Annotated in this window: 13 protein-coding genes; 6 read left to right on the top strand and 7 right to left on the bottom strand. The window is 70.1% G+C overall.

The genetic code is table 11. The features are described 5' to 3' along the window. Positions 1–311: transposase (locus BLR05_RS23395; RefSeq protein ID WP_434802845.1), on the bottom strand; the 311-nt coding region annotated here is incomplete at its 3' end. A 212-nt stretch (positions 312–523) separates the two neighbouring features. On the opposite strand from BLR05_RS23395, the gene BLR05_RS26695 reads away from it, so the two are divergent. Together BLR05_RS26695 and BLR05_RS23400 are read left to right on the top strand one after the other, a co-directional pair. Continuing rightward, a complete protein-coding gene (locus BLR05_RS26695; RefSeq protein ID WP_167361333.1) occupies positions 524–700 on the top strand; it encodes a hypothetical protein in 177 nt (58 codons plus the stop codon). Positions 701–817: 117 nt separating this feature from the next. Next, positions 818–3091 carry a phosphocholine-specific phospholipase C gene (locus BLR05_RS23400; RefSeq protein ID WP_092839660.1) on the top strand — a complete coding sequence of 758 codons (2274 nt, stop codon included), beginning with the start codon at positions 818–820 and terminating at the stop codon, positions 3089–3091. A 22-nt stretch (positions 3092–3113) separates the two neighbouring features. Here the strand turns inward: BLR05_RS23400 and BLR05_RS23405 are convergent, their stop codons facing one another. After that, the gene (locus BLR05_RS23405; RefSeq protein WP_092839663.1) at positions 3114–4601 is read right to left on the bottom strand and encodes a GGDEF domain-containing protein; all 1488 of its coding nucleotides are present in this window, start codon (positions 4599–4601) and stop codon (positions 3114–3116) included. Positions 4602–4851: 250 nt separating this feature from the next. Between BLR05_RS23405 and BLR05_RS23410 the strand changes: the two genes are divergently transcribed. Continuing rightward, positions 4852–5841, top strand: a complete 990-nt coding sequence (locus BLR05_RS23410) for a YihY/virulence factor BrkB family protein (RefSeq protein ID WP_092839666.1) — start codon at positions 4852–4854, stop codon at positions 5839–5841. A gap of 18 nt (positions 5842–5859) precedes the next feature. Here BLR05_RS23410 and BLR05_RS23415 read toward each other — a convergent pair whose 3' ends face one another. Next, positions 5860–6792, bottom strand: a complete 933-nt coding sequence (locus BLR05_RS23415) for a DUF72 domain-containing protein (protein ID WP_092839669.1) — start codon at positions 6790–6792, stop codon at positions 5860–5862. Positions 6793–6965: 173 nt separating this feature from the next. Between BLR05_RS23415 and BLR05_RS23420 the strand changes: the two genes are divergently transcribed. Then, on the top strand, positions 6966–7778 hold the full coding sequence (locus BLR05_RS23420; protein ID WP_092839672.1) for an outer membrane lipoprotein: 813 nt from the start codon (positions 6966–6968) through the stop codon (positions 7776–7778). A 92-nt stretch (positions 7779–7870) separates the two neighbouring features. Here the strand turns inward: BLR05_RS23420 and BLR05_RS23425 are convergent, their stop codons facing one another. Together BLR05_RS23425 and BLR05_RS23430 are read right to left on the bottom strand one after the other, a co-directional pair. Continuing rightward, positions 7871–8644 (bottom strand): ferredoxin--NADP reductase, encoded by a 774-nt coding sequence (locus BLR05_RS23425; protein WP_092839675.1) that lies wholly within the window; start codon positions 8642–8644, stop codon positions 7871–7873. Between the two features lie 154 nt (positions 8645–8798). Further along, the gene (locus BLR05_RS23430; RefSeq protein WP_092839678.1) at positions 8799–9797 is read right to left on the bottom strand and encodes a LysR family transcriptional regulator; all 999 of its coding nucleotides are present in this window, start codon (positions 9795–9797) and stop codon (positions 8799–8801) included. Between the two features lie 114 nt (positions 9798–9911). Here BLR05_RS23430 and BLR05_RS23435 point away from each other — a divergent pair, with 114 nt between their 5' ends. Next, positions 9912–10712 carry an SDR family NAD(P)-dependent oxidoreductase gene (locus BLR05_RS23435; RefSeq protein WP_092839681.1) on the top strand — a complete coding sequence of 267 codons (801 nt, stop codon included), beginning with the start codon at positions 9912–9914 and terminating at the stop codon, positions 10710–10712. Between the two features lie 21 nt (positions 10713–10733). On the opposite strand, the gene BLR05_RS23440 is transcribed toward BLR05_RS23435, so the two are convergent. Both BLR05_RS23440 and BLR05_RS23445 read right to left on the bottom strand, forming a co-directional pair. Next, on the bottom strand, positions 10734–12521 hold the full coding sequence (locus BLR05_RS23440) for a methyl-accepting chemotaxis protein (protein WP_092839683.1): 1788 nt from the start codon (positions 12519–12521) through the stop codon (positions 10734–10736). Between the two features lie 152 nt (positions 12522–12673). After that, positions 12674–13660 carry a tripartite tricarboxylate transporter substrate binding protein BugE gene (locus BLR05_RS23445; RefSeq protein ID WP_092839686.1) on the bottom strand — a complete coding sequence of 329 codons (987 nt, stop codon included), beginning with the start codon at positions 13658–13660 and terminating at the stop codon, positions 12674–12676. Between the two features lie 310 nt (positions 13661–13970). Between BLR05_RS23445 and BLR05_RS23450 the strand changes: the two genes are divergently transcribed. Next, positions 13971–15803 (top strand): sensor histidine kinase, encoded by a 1833-nt coding sequence (locus tag BLR05_RS23450; protein ID WP_092839689.1) that lies wholly within the window; start codon positions 13971–13973, stop codon positions 15801–15803. Positions 15804–15809: the final 6 nt, after the last annotated feature.

Here is a 15809-nt window from a genome sequence, read left to right on the forward strand (position 1 = left end):
GTCTCGTCCGGCAACCGCGCCCGCCCCGAGAGCCCCGCGAACTCCCGGTACAGCGGGCGTTCGTGCAGTTCCTCCTCCATGGCCGGGTCGCTCAGGTTCCACCACAGTTGCAGGCAGTGGATGCGCAGCATCGTCTCCACGGCGAACGGCGGGCGTCCACCCAGTGCCTGGTGCGCTCCGCGCGCATGCGGCTGGATCAGTGCCACCAGCGCCGCCCACGGCACCACCCGGTTCATCTCTTCAAGGAAGATCTCCTTGCGGGTCTTCTTGGGCAGGGGATCGAACCCCAGCATCTGCTGCTCTTGCGTCATGCCCGCCATCTTGCCTGCTGCTCACTGCACCCGCCAGTCCGCGATGGGGTTTTGCAGACCTTCCTTAGGTCCAGTCTAGATCATTGGGATATGCGCACTGGCCGTATTCACCGGCACTGCTGTGGCCAGTCACTGCCGTGTTACCCAAACGTCACTCCCGCGCAATAGTCGGAGCGAAGAATGCCAAGCCTCTCCATTCCTCTCCCCACGACATGACCTCGCATCCACGGCCCACCGTGCCGCCCCTCCTCGGCCGCCTCCTGCTGGCCGCCTGCACGCTCGCGTTTGGCCTGCTGCTGGCCGGCTGCGGCGGCTCCGGCTCCGATTCCGCGAACGGCTTCGTCGCCAACTGCGGCAACCCCGACACGCACTGCGCGCCCAAGCCCTGAGCCGGGCCCGCGGGCGCTCCGGTGCCTGTCCTGCCCTGCGCCTGCCGCAAGCAACGCCGCGTGCGCGGTGCATGCCCCGTGCCGTGCCTTTCTTCGGACAACAAGCACTCCTCCAAAATGACCGTCGATTCCTCCAAACGCAAGTTCCTCTCCGGCGTGCTCGGCACCGGAGCGGCCGCGGCCACGCTGACCGCATTCCCGCCCGCCATTCGGCGCGCGCTCGCCATCGAGGCGAACAACGCCACCGGCACCATCCAGGACGTGCAGCACGTGGTGCTGCTGATGATGGAAAACCGCTCGTTCGACAGCTATTTCGGCACCTTCAAGGGCGTGCGCGGTTTCGGTGACCGCTTCGCCGTGCCCTCGCAGTACGGCCGCAACGTCTTCTACCAGACCTACACCAAGACGACACCCGCCAGCACCTACGTGCCCTTCCGGCTGGACGAGGCCCAGGGCAACGCCCAGCGCGCCGGCAGCACGCCGCACACCTGGGTGGACTCGCAGGCGGCCTGGGACCACGGGCGCATGTCGCGCTGGCCCGATGCGAAGCTGCCCCTCTCGATGGGCTACTACGAGACGGCCGAGGTGTCGTTCCAGCGCGCGCTGGCCGATGCCTTCACGCTGTGCGACCACTACCACTGCGGCATGCACACGGGCACCATCGCCAACCGGCTCTTCTACTGGACGGGCACCAACGGCCCCAACGGCATCAGCCCCGTTGATGGCTCCCGCGTGCGCGTGGCGGGCCTGAACAACCAGTTCAACGCAGGCAACGACGTCGGCGCCTCCACCGACGGCTGGACCTGGACCACCTACGCCGACCGGCTGCAGAAGGCGGGCGTGTCGTGGAAGGTCTACCAGAGCCTGATCGACAACTTCGGCTGCAACGAGATGATGGGCTTTCGCCACTGGCGCGCGGAGATCGAGAAGATGCCCGCGGACCGCAAGCCCCTCTACGTGGCCAAGACCGACATCACGCAGCCGCAGGGCCTGGCCGGCCCCGACTACGACCCGGCCATCGACGACGCCCTGAGCCCGCTGGCCAAGGGCTTCGGCAACACCATGCCGCAGGGCTTCCTGGAGACCTTCCGCGACGACATCGGCAAGGGCCGGCTGCCGGCCGTGTCGTGGATCATCGCGCCCTCGGTGTACAGCGAGCATCCCGGCCCCTCGAGCCCCGCGCAGGGCGGCTGGTACGTGCAGGAAGTGCTGGACGCGCTCACCGCCAATCCGGACGTGTGGAGCAAGACGGTGCTGCTCATCAACTACGACGAGAACGACGGCTTCTTCGACCATCTGCCGTCGCCCGCCGTGCCCTCGCGCAACGCCGACGGCAGCCTCGCCGGCGCCTGCACGCTGTCTGCCGCCGACGTGGCCGTGGAATACCACGACTTCCAGCCCGCCACCTCCAGCCAGCCGCCGGCCGACGGCAAGCCCTACGGCCCCGGCCCGCGCGTGCCGATGTGGATCGTCTCTCCCTGGAGCCGCGGCGGCTGGGTGAATTCGCAGGTGTTCGATCACACCTCCACGCTCATGTTCCTGGAGAAGCGCTTCGGCGTGGCCGAGCCGCAGATCAGCGCCTATCGCCGTGCGGTGTGCGGCGACCTGACGAGCTGCTTCAACTTCGTGAACCCGAACACCGAGACCCTGCCCACGCTGGCCGGCCGCACCAACAAGACGGCCGTGGACGCACGCATCGCCGCGCAGGTGCAGGCCCCCAAGCTGCCGCAGCCCGCGGCGGCAGCGGACACGGTCCTGCCAGTGCAGGCGCCGGGCGTACGGCCTTCGCGCGCGCTGCCCTACGAGTTGCACGCCACGGCCCAGGCGAATGCCGGCGCGGGCACGGTGACACTGCTGTTCGCCAACACGGCCAAGGCCGGCAGCCCCGCCGCGGTGTTCCACGTCTATGACAGGAAGCACCTGGACGCGATCCCGCGCCGCTACGTGGTCGAGGCCGGCAAGACGCTGAACGGTGTCTGGAGCGTGGCGGCCGACGGCGGTGCCTACGACCTGTGGGTGCTGGGCCCCAACGGCTTCCACCGCGCCTTCGCGGGCGACCTTGCTCGGCAGGCCTCTGCCGGCACGCCCGAGGTGCAGGTCTGCTACGAGCTGTGCGACCCGCCGCAGGTGCGCGTGAAACTCTACAACCGCGGCACCGCGGCGGTCGGCTTCACCGCCGAGGCGAGCGCCTACCGCACCGACGGCCCCTGGACGCGCACCGTGCAGCCGGGCGCCGTGGAGGAGCTGGCCTGGGTACTGGGCGAGAGCGGCAACTGGTACGACTTCACCGTGCGCTGCAGCGCGGCCCCGGCCTTCGCTCGGCGCTTCGCGGGCCGCGTCGAGACGGGCCGGGATTCCGTGTCCGACCCGGCGATGGGGCAGGAGGCCTGAGGCCGGTGCGCGCGCGGGGCGGTCATCGCTGCGACGCCATGTGCGGCGATGCGTCCGATGCCGGCTTGGAGGGCTGCGCCGTGGCGAACCCGCCCCCGCGGCGCTTCGCCACATACATCGCGAGGTCGGCGCAATGCACGACTTCGGAGCCGTGCCGCGCGTGCGCGGGCGCGCAGGCGATGCCGATGCTGGTGCCCACTTCCGCGGAAAGGTCCGGCCGCAGGGCGATGGGCCGGCGCACCACCTCCACGATGGCGGTGGCGATGTCGCTCAGCGTCTTGGGGTCGTCGGTGCGCACGAGAATGGCGAACTCGTCGCCTCCCAGCCGGGCCAGCGTGTCCGAGGCGCGGATGATCTTCTGGATGCGGGCGGCCACTTCCTTGAGCACCACGTCGCCCGCATCGTGCCCGTACTCGTCGTTGACGAACTTGAACTTGTCGAGGTCCATCAGCATCACGGCGAAGCCCGACCCTGATTTGCGCAGGTCCTGCTCGGCACGCAGCAGCCGGGCATCGAAGGTGCGGCGGTTGGCGAGCCCGGTGAGTGCGTCCTTCTGCGCCACGTCCTCCAGCGGCGTCACCACGCGGTTGGCGACCACCTTGACGGCCATGATCGAGATGATCGCACTCAGCAGCACGCTCACGCCGTACAGCGCCTCCAGCCTGAGGAATGGCGATATCACGGGCGCAAAGGGCTTGGCCACCACGGCGCTCACAGGCAGCGGGCCGGAGTCGTCCAGCGTGATGACCTTGACCCGGTAGCCGGCTCCGTCGGCATCGCTGGCGGAAAACGGCGCCGGGTCCTTGGCGTTCCGGCCGACGGGCTCCAGGGAGATGGACTCGGGCAGGGTGCTCGCGTAAACGGTGTAGCGGCCCCCGGGTTCATGGGAGACGAAGGCCATCTGCAACTGTGTCATCCGCGCGAATTGCTCGGCGCCGGCATGCGTGATCCGGAAGGCCAGGTAGATGTGCGCCACGGGCACCGGAGCCCGCACCGTCACCTTGATCCAGTTGTGCAGCACGGACTCTCCGTCCTCTCCGGTCATGGTGCGCATGTTGCGGTTGGTTTCGCGAACGCTCCCCACCAGCGTCTCCAGCCGCTTGTCCAGCGCTGCGTCCCGTTCGCGCAGGAAGCCGGACACGGACGATCGCGCTCGCAGCGTGCCGTCCAGGTCCGTGAGCACGATGAGCTCGGCGCCGGTGCGCGCCAGCTGGTTGTAGAGCGCCGACTCCACCGTGTCGCGGTTGGTCTCGTTGAAGATGATGTTCTGCAGGCCGTAGTCCTTGGAGGCCAGCTCGGAGGCCACCCGCCGGGACTCGCGCCGCATCGCGGCCGTGTATTCGAAGGTCTGCCCGCCCGCCTCCAGGGCGGCATCGACGCTTTCCATGGCGATCCGCCGGTTGGAAAAGTGCAGGAAGACGAAGGCCACCAGCTGCGCGGCGATCAGTGTCAGGGCGAGCAGGGCCAGGAAACGGCCTGTCGATGCGGATGGCAGGAAATCCCTCTTCATGCGTGCTCTTTTTCTGCAAGGCGCGGGCAATCGTGTTCCTGGGCAGGGCGGGCGCCCGCCGTTGGTGCCCTGCCTGATCTCTCTCAATCTCTCTGCGTCCCATGATGCCCGCCTTTGGCCCATCCGTGCAATGGCCGGCGGGTTACCCAGGCGGTGGGGAATGCCATAGGAGGTGCTGTGCTTCCATACAGATGCGCAATGGCGAAGTGCGCCGACACCGGGCGGCTCGACGATGCGGTGCAATGGCCGCATGCCGTCTCCGTTCCTCACCCGCTGCCTGGAGGGCGCCAAGCGCCTCATCCAGCCCATCATGCCGCTCGTGCGGGCCGTCAACCTCTGGCTCGACGCCGATGGCCTGCGGATGAGCGCGGCCATGTCGTTCTACGGCATGCTGAGCCTGGCACCGCTGCTGCTGCTGCTGGTGGGCGTGCTGGGGTGGTGGATCGACAAGTCCTACCTCGAAACCAACCTCATCGCCCAGGTGCAGTCCGTGATGGGCGAGCGCGGTGCGGAGGTCGTCAAGCTCGCACTGTCCAGCGCACGTGAGCCGTCCGAGGGCCGGCTGGCGTCCATCGCGGGCTTCGTGCTGCTGCTGTCGGGGGCGACCGGGGTGTTCGTGGAGCTGCAATCCGCTCTGGAGCGGCTCTGGACGTCCGGCCAGCCACCCGCTGCCGACAACAACAAGGCCTGGTGGCGCATGGCCTCGCTGCGGCTGCGCGGCCTGGCGTACGTGCTGGCCATCGGCTTCCTGCTGCTCATCTCGCTGGTGGTCTCCACGGTGATCCACGTGGTGGCCACCTGGGCGAGCACGCGCCTGCCCTTCGCCTCGGGGCCCATCCTGCAACTGGTCAACGAACTGGTCGCGTTCGGCATCGCGGTGCTGCTCTTCGTGGGGCTGATGCGCATCGGGACCGGGCCCAAGCCGCCGATGGCCTGCCTGGTGTTCGGCGCCGTGGTGGGGGCGATCCTGTTCACCGTGGGCAAGCAGCTGCTGGCGCTCTACCTGGCCACGGCGGCCGTGGTGTCGGCCTACGGGGCGGCGGGTTCGCTCGTGGTGCTGCTCATGTGGATCTATTTCTCGTCGGCCGTGCTGCTGTTCTCCGCGAGCTGCGCCCGCGCCCTGCAGGAAGTACGGGCCGAGCACATGGGGCGGCGCGTGGACGCTGCCCATGCCGAGGATGTGCCCGCTTCCACCTCACCGAAGCCACCGGCACCCGCCGCGCCGGCCGGCGCGCGCTGAGCGGGCGGGCGCTGGCGGTCAGCGCGCCGCCGGCCGCAGCGTGTCCGCGGAGAGGCGCAGGACCCGCGCCAGCTCCAGCGCGTTGCGGGGCGCATGGAGCTTGGCCGTGTTGTCGAAGAAGCAGAACACGTCCCGACCGCCCGGGGGCGGCACAGGTGCCCCTGCGGCGGGGCCTGCCAGTGCGGCATCGCGCGGCGCTGCGCCCCGGTGCCACGCCCGGATGCGGCGAGCCCAGTCGGCGATCCGCTCGTCGCTGTAGCCGCTGGCATACAGCGCCTCGGCGCCGTGCAGGCGCAGGTACATGAAATCGGCGGTGATGTCGCCCAGCTCCGGCCAGCGGCCGCCGGTGTCGGCCACCACCAGCGCCACGCCGTGGCGGCGCAGCAGGGCGATGCACTCGGGGGTGGCGAAGCTGGAATGGCGCACCTCCAGGGCATGGCGCATGCGCCAATGCGGCCCGGCCGCCTCCAGCCATTCCCTGCCGCGCATGCGGGGCTCGCGCTCTCGGGCCAGTTCCAGGCCCTGCCGGGTGTCGCGGGGCAGCAGGGCCAGGAAATCCTCCAGCAGGCCGGCATCGAACGGCAGGCTCGGTGGCAGCTGCCACAGGATGGGGCCGAGCCGCGGCCCGAGCGAGAGCAGGCCGGACGCCAGGAAGTTCGCGATGGCCGCGCGCGGCGAGCGCAACCGCAGGATGTGGGTGATGAAGCGCGGAGCCTTGACGGTGAAGACGAAGCCTTCCGGCGTATCCCGTGACCACGCCGCGTAGCTGGAAGGGCGTTGCAGCGCATAGAACGAGCCGTTCAGCTCGATCGCGGGAAATTGCCGGGAGGCGAATGCCAATTCCCGGGCCTGGGCCAGGTCGTCCGGATAGAAGGTGCCGCGCCACGGCGCGTAGCGCCACCCGGAAACGCCGATGCGTATCTGTGCGGCCGGTGCTGCCTGAGGTGCCATGCGGCCACTCTGCGCAGGTGCGCGGGAGCCGTTTGCGGGAAGCCTTCGGCAGGCCGTGTCGGACGCCGCCGGGCGGCTCTACAGCTTCTTACGGTGTTTACAGAGCCCAGGCGGTATGTGAAGCACCGGCGCGGGTACCCTGCAGCCACAACACCCATGGAAAGGGAAATCGTATGAGTCTCGTCGTCCGTTCCAACTCTTCCGCCGCGGGCCCTGGCGTGGCCGGCGGCTCGGCGAAATGGCTCTGGGCTGCGATCGGCGTGCTCGGAGTCAGCGTGCTGGCCCTCGGCGCCACGCTGGTGGTCCAGAACCGCGACCGCGCTCCGGATGTCGCGTCTGCCGTCCAGCCCGCCGCCGCCCTCGCTCCGGACGCACAGTCCGCGGCGGCTGCCAATCCGTCCATCAACCCCGCCGTACTCCAGGGGGCCCAGGGCCGACCCGCCGCCGTGGCCCAGCAGGCCCCGGCCCAGCAGTTCGCGCAGCGCGCGCCTTCCGCAGGCTATGCACCGCAGCCCGCCTACAGCGGTGCCCCGCAGGGCCAGCAGCCGGTGGCCATGCAGCGTGCCGCGGCGCCGGCCTGCATGACCTGCGGCCGCGTCGAATCCGTCCAGGCCTTTCAGCAGGCCGCACCTGCCACCGGCATCGGTGCCGTGGCCGGCGGCGTGATCGGCGGCGTGCTGGGCAACCAGGTGGGCAAGGGCTCGGGCCGCACGGCGGCCACGGTGCTCGGCGCCGTCGGCGGCGGCTACCTGGGCCACACGGTGGAGCAGCGCACCCGCACCACCACGGCCTACCAGATCCGCGTCCGCATGGACGACGGCTCGGTACGCACCTTCACGCGCTCGCAGCCGGTGGCCGAAGGCACGGCAGTGCGGGTGGAAGGCCGCAGCTTCCGCGTGGACAACGGCCAGTACGGCAGCGGCTACGGTGGCGGCTATTCCGCCCAGGCACCGCAATCGATGCGGGTGGCCGACAACGGCTACTGACATCCCGGGCCGGCCGGCATGGTCCGGCCACTCCCCATCGGCCTTGCAGGCGGGCGGCTTTCAGGCCGCCCGTTTCTCTTCCTGCGCCAGCGTCACTTCTCGACGAAGGCGCGCTCGATCACGAAGTCGCCGGGCTTGGTGGTGTTGCCCTCCTCGAAATCGCGCTTTTCCAGGATGGCCTTGAGCGAGGCCAGCATTTCCGGACTGCCGCAGAGCATGACGCGGTCCACCAGCGGGTCCAGCGGGGGCACGCCCAGGTCGGTGAAGAGCTTGCCGTTCTCGATCAGGTCGTTGATGCGGCCCTGGTTGCGGAAGGGCTCGCGCGTGACGGTGGGGTAATACTTGAGCTGCTTGCCCACCATCTCGCCCAGGAACTCGTGCTGCGGCAGCTCCTGGGTGATGAAGTCGTGGTAGGCCAGCTCGTTCACCTGGCGCACGCCGTGCACCAGGACCACTTCCTCGAACTTCTCGTAGGTGTCCGGGTCGCGGATCACCGACAGGAAGGGCGCGAGGCCGGTGCCGGTGGAGATGAGATACAGGCGCTTGGCCGGCAGCAGGTAGTCGATGAGCAGCGTGCCCGTGGGCTTGCGGCCCACGACGATGCTGTCGCCCACCTGGATGTTCTGCAGGCGCGAGGTGAGCGGGCCGTCCGGCACCTTGATGGAGAGGAACTCCAGGTGCTCCTCGTAGTTGGCGCTCGCGATGCTGTAGGCCCGCAGCAGCGGCTTGCCGTCCACCTTGAGGCCGATCATGGTGAAGTGGCCGTTGGAGAACCGCAGCGACGTATCGCGGGTGGTCGTGAAGGAGAACAGGCGGTCGGTCCAGTGGTGGACGGAGAGGACTCGCTCTTCGTTGAATGCGCTCATGGATGGATGGCAGAAAGTGAAAACGACAAGGGGCGCGTGGCCTTCGAAGGCAGGGCCGGTGGCTCGTGCGGGCAGGCCCCGGAGGCGCCCTGGCTGCCCCCTGCCAGGCGGGCAAACCCCTGCATTGTCGGACAAACCCGGCCGGCAGATGCCGTCAGTCCCCAGAACGTGTGCGCGAATCCCGTCTATCGTCACTCGGAAAACCTGCCAGCCGTGCCGCCTGGGGGGCTGCGGCCGCATCCTGGCCGAGATGTTCCGCCACCATCTCCGCCAGCCAGTCCATTACCACCCGCACGCGCCGCGGCAGGTTGCGGCGGTTGGCATACATCAGCGTGAGCGGCATCGGCGGGGCGGCGTACTGCGGCAGCACCTCCACCAGGTCGCCCTGCGCCAGCAGGTCCACCACGCCCAGGCGCGGCACCTGGATGATTCCCAGGCCCACCAGGCAGCCGGCGATGTAGGCCTCGGCGTTGTTGACGGTGAGGGCGCCCTGCATGGGAATGGCCGCCAGCGTACCGTCCACCACGGCCTCGAAGCCGCCGGAGCGGGCGCCGAGGGTGTTCACGAAATGCACCAGCCGGTGGTTCGCCAGATCGTCCAGCGCGTGGGGCGTGCCGTGCGCGCGCAGGTAGGCGGGGCTCGCGCAGTTGACGAGCCGCGCCGGGCCCAGCGGGCGCGCGATGAGGCTGGCGTCCACCACCGCGCCGGTGCGCAGCACGCAGTCGAAGCCTTCGCGCACCACGTCCACGCGGCGCTCGGTGCTGCTCAGCTCCACTTCCAGGCCGGGATGGCGGGCCAATAATTCGGGCAGGCGCGGCACGACGACGTTGCGCGCCATGCCGGTGGACATGTCGATGCGCACGCGCCCGCGCAGGCCGCCGGCGCCGTCACCGTCGGCGTGCTGGAACATGGACTGCAGCTCATCGACGTCGGCCAGCAGGTCCTTGCAGCGCTCGTAATAGGCCTGCCCGTCCTGCGTGAGCTGCACGCGGCGGGTCGTGCGATGCAGCAGGCGCGTGCCGAGCTGGGTTTCCAGCTGCTGCACGGCGGTGGAGGCGCTGGCCTTGGGGATGCCTAGCGCCTCGGCGGCCTGCGTGAAGCTGGCCAGCTCGGCCACGCGGACGAAGGTGTGCATGCGGTCGAAGGGGCTCATTGTTCTTGCTTGATGAACGATGTGATCGATTTTGAGGGATTTATAAGAATTTTGTCGATCAATAGACTCCATTCCATCGCTTCTTTCTCACCCATCCACTGAAAGGACTTCGCCATGGCCTCCATCGCATCCACTTCTTCTTCTTCTCCCTCCGCCGCCCACCCGGCCATCGCCCTCATCACCGGCGGCAGCCGGGGCCTGGGCCGCAATGCCGCGCTGCACGTGGCGCGCTCCGGCACCGATGTGATCCTCACCTACCGCAGCCAGGCTGCCGAAGCGCAGTCCGTGGTCGCGGAGATCGAGGCGCTGGGCCGCCGCGCGGTGGCGCTGCCGCTGGACGTGGCCGCCAGCGCCACGTTCACGGAGTTCACCGGGCAGGTGCGCGAGGTACTGGCGCGGCACTGGCAGCGCGAGCGTTTCGACTTCCTGGTGAACAACGCGGGTTCCGGCGCGCATGCCGCCTTCATGGAAACCACCGAGGAGCAGTTTGACCAGATGGTCGCCATCCACCTGAAAGGCACCTTCTTCCTGACGCAGAAGCTGCTGCCGCTGATGAACGACGGCGGGCGCATCCTGAACGTGTCCTCGGGCCTCGCGCGGTTCGCGCTGCCGGGCTACGCCGCCTATGCGGCGATGAAGGGCGGTGTGGAGGTGCTGACCCGCTACCTGGCCAAGGAGCTGGGCGCGCGCGGCATCGCGGTGAACGTGGTGGCGCCCGGCGCGATCGAGACGGATTTCGGGGGCGGCGCGGTGCGCGACAACGCGCAGCTCAACACCTTCATCGCCGGCCAGACGGCGCTGGGCCGCGTGGGCCTGCCGGACGACATCGGCGGCGTGATCGCGGCGCTGCTGCAGCCGGGCACGGGCTGGGTGAACGCGCAGCGCATCGAGGTGTCGGGCGGCATGTTCGTCTGATCCGGAAGGAGACGGCTGGCGTCAGAACGTTTCCCAGTCGTCATCGCTTCCGCGGGAGGCCTTCGGCGCGGTCGCGGCGGCCGGCGCCGCGGTGCGCGGCAGTGCCTGCGCAGCGGCAGGGGGGCGTGCTGGAGCAGGGCGGGGTGGTGCCACGGGCGCAGGCGCGCGCACCGCTCCGCTGGCGGCGCGCGCAGGCGTCGGACCTGGCACATGGCGAGCGGACGGATCCATCGCCGGTGCCGGTTCCGCCACGGCAGCCTGCTGCGTGCCCGCAGGAATCCGGAACACGCTCACCGCCTGCGAGAGTTGGCCGGCCTGGGCCTTCAGCGAGCCCGTGGCGGCCGCGGCCTCTTCCACCAGCGCCGCGTTCTGCTGGGTCACCTGGTCCATCTGGGAGACGGCCTGGTGCACTTGGTCGATGCCCCGGCTCTGCTCTTCGCTCGCGGCGCTGATCTCGGCGACGAGGTCGTTCACGCGCTGCACGCTCTGCACGATCTCGTCCATGGTGCGGCCGGCTTCTTCCACCTGGCTGGAGCCTTCCGCCACCCGCGAGACGGAATCGCCGATAAGCGCCTTGATGTCCTTGGCGGCGGCGGCGCTGCGGCCGGCCAGGGCGCGCACTTCCCCGGCCACGACGGCGAAGCCGCGGCCCTGTTCGCCCGCGCGGGCGGCCTCCACGGCCGCGTTGAGGGCCAGGATGTTGGTCTGGAACGCGATGCCGTCGATCACGCCGATGATGTCCGAGATCTTGCGGCTGCTTTCGTGGATGGCGCCCATCGTGTCCACCACGCCCGCCACCACCTGGCCGCCGCGGGCAGCGGTGCCTGCCGCGGAGGACGCCAGCTGGCTGGCCTGGCGCGCGTTGTCGGCGTTGTGCCGCACGGTGCTGGTCAACTGCTCCATGGCCGCGGCGGTCTGCTGCAGCGAGCTGGCCTGCTCCTCCGTGCGCGAGGACAGGTCCTGGTTGCCGCCGTCGATCTCGTTCGACGCGGTGGCGATGCTGTCCGTGCCCGCACGCACGCGTCCGACCACCTGCGCGAGGCTCTTGTTCATGTCCTTGAGCGCCTGCAGCAACTGCCCTGTCTCGTCCGCGGACGAGACGGTGACGTGGCTGGTCAGGTCGCTGGCCGCGACCGCGCGCGCCACGCGCACGGCCTCGGAGAGCGGGCGCACGATGCCGCGCGTGAGCCACACGGCGCACGCCGCGCCCAGCGCGAGCGCCAGCAGCCCCAGCACGATCAGCAGCAGGCGGCTCTGCGCATGGATGTCCTGGATGTGGGCGGCCGTCGCGTCGATGTCCCGGCGCTGCAGGTCCAGCAGTTGCTGGATGAGCGCCACGTAGGCCTTCGTGGCCGGCAGATAGACCTGCGTGAGCAGGCGTTCCGCCTCGTCGGCCCGGCCCTCGGCCTTGGCCTTCACGGCCTGGTCACGCGAGGCCAGGTAGGCCGTGCGGGCCTTGGCGATGTCGGCCCAGACGGCTTTCTCCTCGGGGCTGTCGAGCTGCGGCTCGATCTTCTCGACGAGCCGGGCGGACTCGCGCGTGGTCATGGCCGAGTCCTCGGCGAAAAACGCGGCCAGGGAGGGGTCGGAGCTCTTGACGATGGCGGTGGTGCGGCGCGCGGCGCTGTCCACGTAGCGGTACCAGTCGCTGATCATGCGCTCGTTGGCGAGCGGCTGCTGGGTCATCGCATGGGTGGCCTGCGCGACGCTCTGCAGGCGCCAGAGACCGAAGGTGGTCATCAGGGCCATGAGGCCGAGGACGAGCGCAAAGCCGCCCGCAAGGCGCGTGCCGATGGAAAGATTTCGCATGAGGGATTTCCTGAAGGTGGATGCGCGGCAGGGGCCGGCGCAGGCCGGGCGCGTGTGCGCCCGTGCAGGCATTCAGGAGTATCGGCAGCGCCCGCCGCACCTTGAACACGGCAGTGGAAATTCGGCGAGGGGCGGAAGGTCCGCCCGCCGGCTCAGTCGAGCTTCAGCTTCTGCTTGGCCACCACGCCCTTGTAGAGCTCGTACTCGGCCTTGGTCTGCGCCGTGAACTCCTCCGGCGTGTTGCCGACCACGAGCGAGCCCGTGTCCTCGATGCGCTGGCGCACGGCCGGGTCTTCCAGCGTCTTCTTCACGGCGCGCGAGATCTTGTCCACCACGTCGCGCGGCAGGTTCTTCGGGCCATGGATGCCGTAGAACGCCATGCGGTTCACCGGCTCGAAGCCGACTTCCTTGAACGTGGGAACGTCGGGCAGCGAAGGCAGGCGCTGGGGCGCCGCCACCGCGATCGCGATGAGCCGCTTTTCCTTGATGAAGGGCAGGGCCGACGGCAGGTTGTCGAAGATCATCGGGACCTGCCCGGCCACCGCGTCGTTGAGCGCCGGGCCCGCGCCCTTGTAGCCGATGTGCTCCAGCCCCAGGCCGGAGAGCGACTTGAACAGCTCCATCTGCAGGTGGCCGATGCCGCCGGTGCCCGAGGTGGCGAATGCGTACTTGCCGGGATGGGCCTTGACCTCGGTCATGAAGGCCTTGAAGTCCTTGGCCGGAAAGCCCGGGTGCACCGCCAGCACGTTGGGCGTGGCCGCCATGTTGATGATGGAGGTGAAGTCGGTCAGCGGGTTGTATTTCACCGCCGGGTTGATCGCGGGCGCCGAGGCCACCGAGGACACGGTGGCCACGCCCAGCGTGTAGCCGTCGGGCGCGGCGCGGGCGATTTCTGTCGCGCCCACCACGCCGCCCGCGCCGGCCTTGTTGTCCACGACCACCGGCTGGCCCAGCGTCGTGCCGAGCGACTGCGAAACCACGCGCGCGACGATGTCGGTCGTGCCGCCGGGAGCGAACGGCACGATGAGGCGCACGGACTTGGTGGGGTAGTCCTGGGCCAGTGCGGGGGCTGCGGCACAGGCGGCCAGGGCCGTGGCGGCGAGCAGGGCGCGGCGCAGGGGGGATGCGGAATGCTTCATGTCGGATGTCTCCTGGGGAATCGGATATTTTCGGTGCTGCGGTGGCGCCGCACGGACATGTCTTCTGCAGCTTGCGTGCCACCCCGGGTGCGGCGGCACCGGATGGGCCGGACGGGCGCGCCAGCGCTGGAGATGGGGCTTGTTGCGGGGCTGCGGAGGGGCTGGGTGCAGCCGTGTTGCGCGGCGGTTTTCCGCACATGGACGGACGGGTTGTGCGGTTTCCCGCACACCAGGCCTTGTCAACGGGGGTAGCCCTTGGGTGCGCCCTGCCGCCACGCACCACAATGCGGGCCCAACCGCCGTCCTCCGCTTGAAACCCGACCGTTCCCTCCTGATCCCCGGCCTTGCGGTGCTGGCCTGCGTGTGCGTCGGCGCGCTGGTGTACCGCGCCACCCTCGACACGCAGCTGTCCCGCCAGCAGCACGCTGCAGCGCAGCGGCTCGATTTCGCAGGCCAGAGCCTGGAATCCCTGCTGCATCGCAACGAGGCGCTGCCGGCCCTGCTGGCCCTGGACGACGGGCTGGGCCACGCGCTGCGGGATTCCGGCCCGGCCGGCCTGGCCGCTGCCAATGCCTTCCTGGAGCAGGCGGCCGGACTGGCCGATGTGGAGGCGGCCTATCTGATGGATGCCGGCGGCCACACGGTGGCAGCCAGCAACTGGCGCCAGCCGGGCAGCTTCATGGGGCAGAACTACCGGTTCCGGCCGTACTTCGAGGCCGCGATGCAGGGGCGCACGGGGCGCTTCTACGGCGTGGGCGCCACCACCGGCAAGCCCGGCTACTTCATCGCCGCGCCGCTACCCGCCGAGGCGCCCGCGCGCGGCGTCGTCGCGGTGAAGATCTCGCTGGACACCTTCGAGGCGGCTCTGGCCGCCGGCGGCGACACGGTGCTGCTGGCCGACCGCGACGGCGTGGTCTTCCTCAGCACGGAGGCGGAATGGCGCTACCGCACGCTGACGCCGCTCGGCGGCGAGGCGCTCGTGCGGCTGCAGAGCGCGCAGCAGTACGGCAGCCATGCGCTGCGGCCCCTCGACCACGGCCTGGGTGCCTGGCCCGACGGCCGCACGCCGGTGCGCCTGCGGCGCGCGGGCCAGGAGCGCGACTTCACCGTGGCCGCGCGCGGCGTGGGGCCGCTCGGCTGGCAGATGCTGCTGCTGGCCGACCAGACCCCGGCGCGGCAGGAATCCCTGGTGGCGGGCCTGGCGGGCGCGCTCTGCGCCGCGCTGCTGCTGGGCCTGGCGCTCTACCAGCGGCTGGACCGGCAGGGCCAGGCCGAACGCCGCGCCAGTGCCGAGCGCCTGCAGACCGCGCGCGACATGCTGGAGACCCAGATCACGCAACGCACTGCCGACCTGACGGCCGCCAACGCCGCCCTGCAGGACCGCGTGCGCGACCTGCAGCACGCCGAACAGATCCTGCGCGGCACGCGCGACGCGGCCGTGCAGGCCGGCAAGCTGGCGGTGCTCGGCCAGATGGCGGCCGGCATGAGCCACGAACTGAACCAGCCCCTGGCCGCGCTCCAGACCCTCTCGGACAATGCCATCGCACTCGACCGCCAGGGCCGCCGCGAGGATGTCACCGAGAACCTGCACCTGATCGGCCAGCTCGCGGCCCGCATGGGGCGCATCGTGCGCCAGCTCAAGAGCTTCGTGCGCAAGGAAGCGCCCGTGCTGCGGGCCTGCAGCGTGCGCGATGCGCTGGACCACGCACTCATGCTGCTCGCGCCGCGCTGCACCGCGGTGCGGGTACGCATCGACGTGCAGGAATTCAGCCCCGGCCTGTGCGTGCGCGCGGACGCCACGCGCCTGGAGCAGGTGCTGGTGAACCTGCTGCGCAACGGCCTGGACGCGGTGCAGGACCGGCCGGTGCGCGAAGTGCGCTTCGCCTGCGCGGTGGAAGCGCAAGGGAGCGGTGGCACGGTGCGGCTGCGCGTGTCCGACACCGGCGGCGGCATCGCGCCCGAGGCCCGCGAGCGGCTGTTCGAGCCGTTCTTCACCACCAAGGCGGGCGAGGGGCTGGGGCTGGGCCTGGCCGTCTCGCGCATCATCGTCGAGGGCATGGGCGGCACGCTGGCCGCCGCCGACCTGCCGCAGGGGGGCGCCGAATTCACCGTCGCCCTGCCGCTGGCCCACCCCGACACCTGACACCCC

This window comes from Paracidovorax cattleyae, assembly GCF_900104515.1.
GTDB lineage: Bacteria > Pseudomonadota > Gammaproteobacteria > Burkholderiales > Burkholderiaceae_C > Paracidovorax > Paracidovorax cattleyae.

Excerpts from the sequence above, each read along its gene's own strand:
- BLR05_RS26695 (WP_167361333.1), top strand. The coding sequence starts at position 524 with ATGACCTCGCATCCACGGCCCACCGTGCCGCCCCTCCTCGGCCGCCTC.
- BLR05_RS23425 (WP_092839675.1), bottom strand. The coding sequence starts at position 8,644 with ATGAGCGCATTCAACGAAGAGCGAGTCCTCTCCGTCCACCACTGGACC.
- BLR05_RS23415 (WP_092839669.1), bottom strand. The coding sequence starts at position 6,792 with ATGGCACCTCAGGCAGCACCGGCCGCACAGATACGCATCGGCGTTTCC.
- BLR05_RS23405 (WP_092839663.1), bottom strand. The coding sequence starts at position 4,601 with ATGAAGAGGGATTTCCTGCCATCCGCATCGACAGGCCGTTTCCTGGCC.
- BLR05_RS23400 (WP_092839660.1), top strand. The coding sequence starts at position 818 with ATGACCGTCGATTCCTCCAAACGCAAGTTCCTCTCCGGCGTGCTCGGC.
- BLR05_RS23410 (WP_092839666.1), top strand. The coding sequence starts at position 4,852 with ATGCCGTCTCCGTTCCTCACCCGCTGCCTGGAGGGCGCCAAGCGCCTC.
- BLR05_RS23445 (WP_092839686.1), bottom strand. The coding sequence starts at position 13,660 with ATGAAGCATTCCGCATCCCCCCTGCGCCGCGCCCTGCTCGCCGCCACG.
- BLR05_RS23435 (WP_092839681.1), top strand. The coding sequence starts at position 9,912 with ATGGCCTCCATCGCATCCACTTCTTCTTCTTCTCCCTCCGCCGCCCAC.
- BLR05_RS23430 (WP_092839678.1), bottom strand. The coding sequence starts at position 9,797 with ATGAGCCCCTTCGACCGCATGCACACCTTCGTCCGCGTGGCCGAGCTG.
- BLR05_RS23420 (WP_092839672.1), top strand. The coding sequence starts at position 6,966 with ATGAGTCTCGTCGTCCGTTCCAACTCTTCCGCCGCGGGCCCTGGCGTG.
- BLR05_RS23440 (WP_092839683.1), bottom strand. The coding sequence starts at position 12,521 with ATGCGAAATCTTTCCATCGGCACGCGCCTTGCGGGCGGCTTTGCGCTC.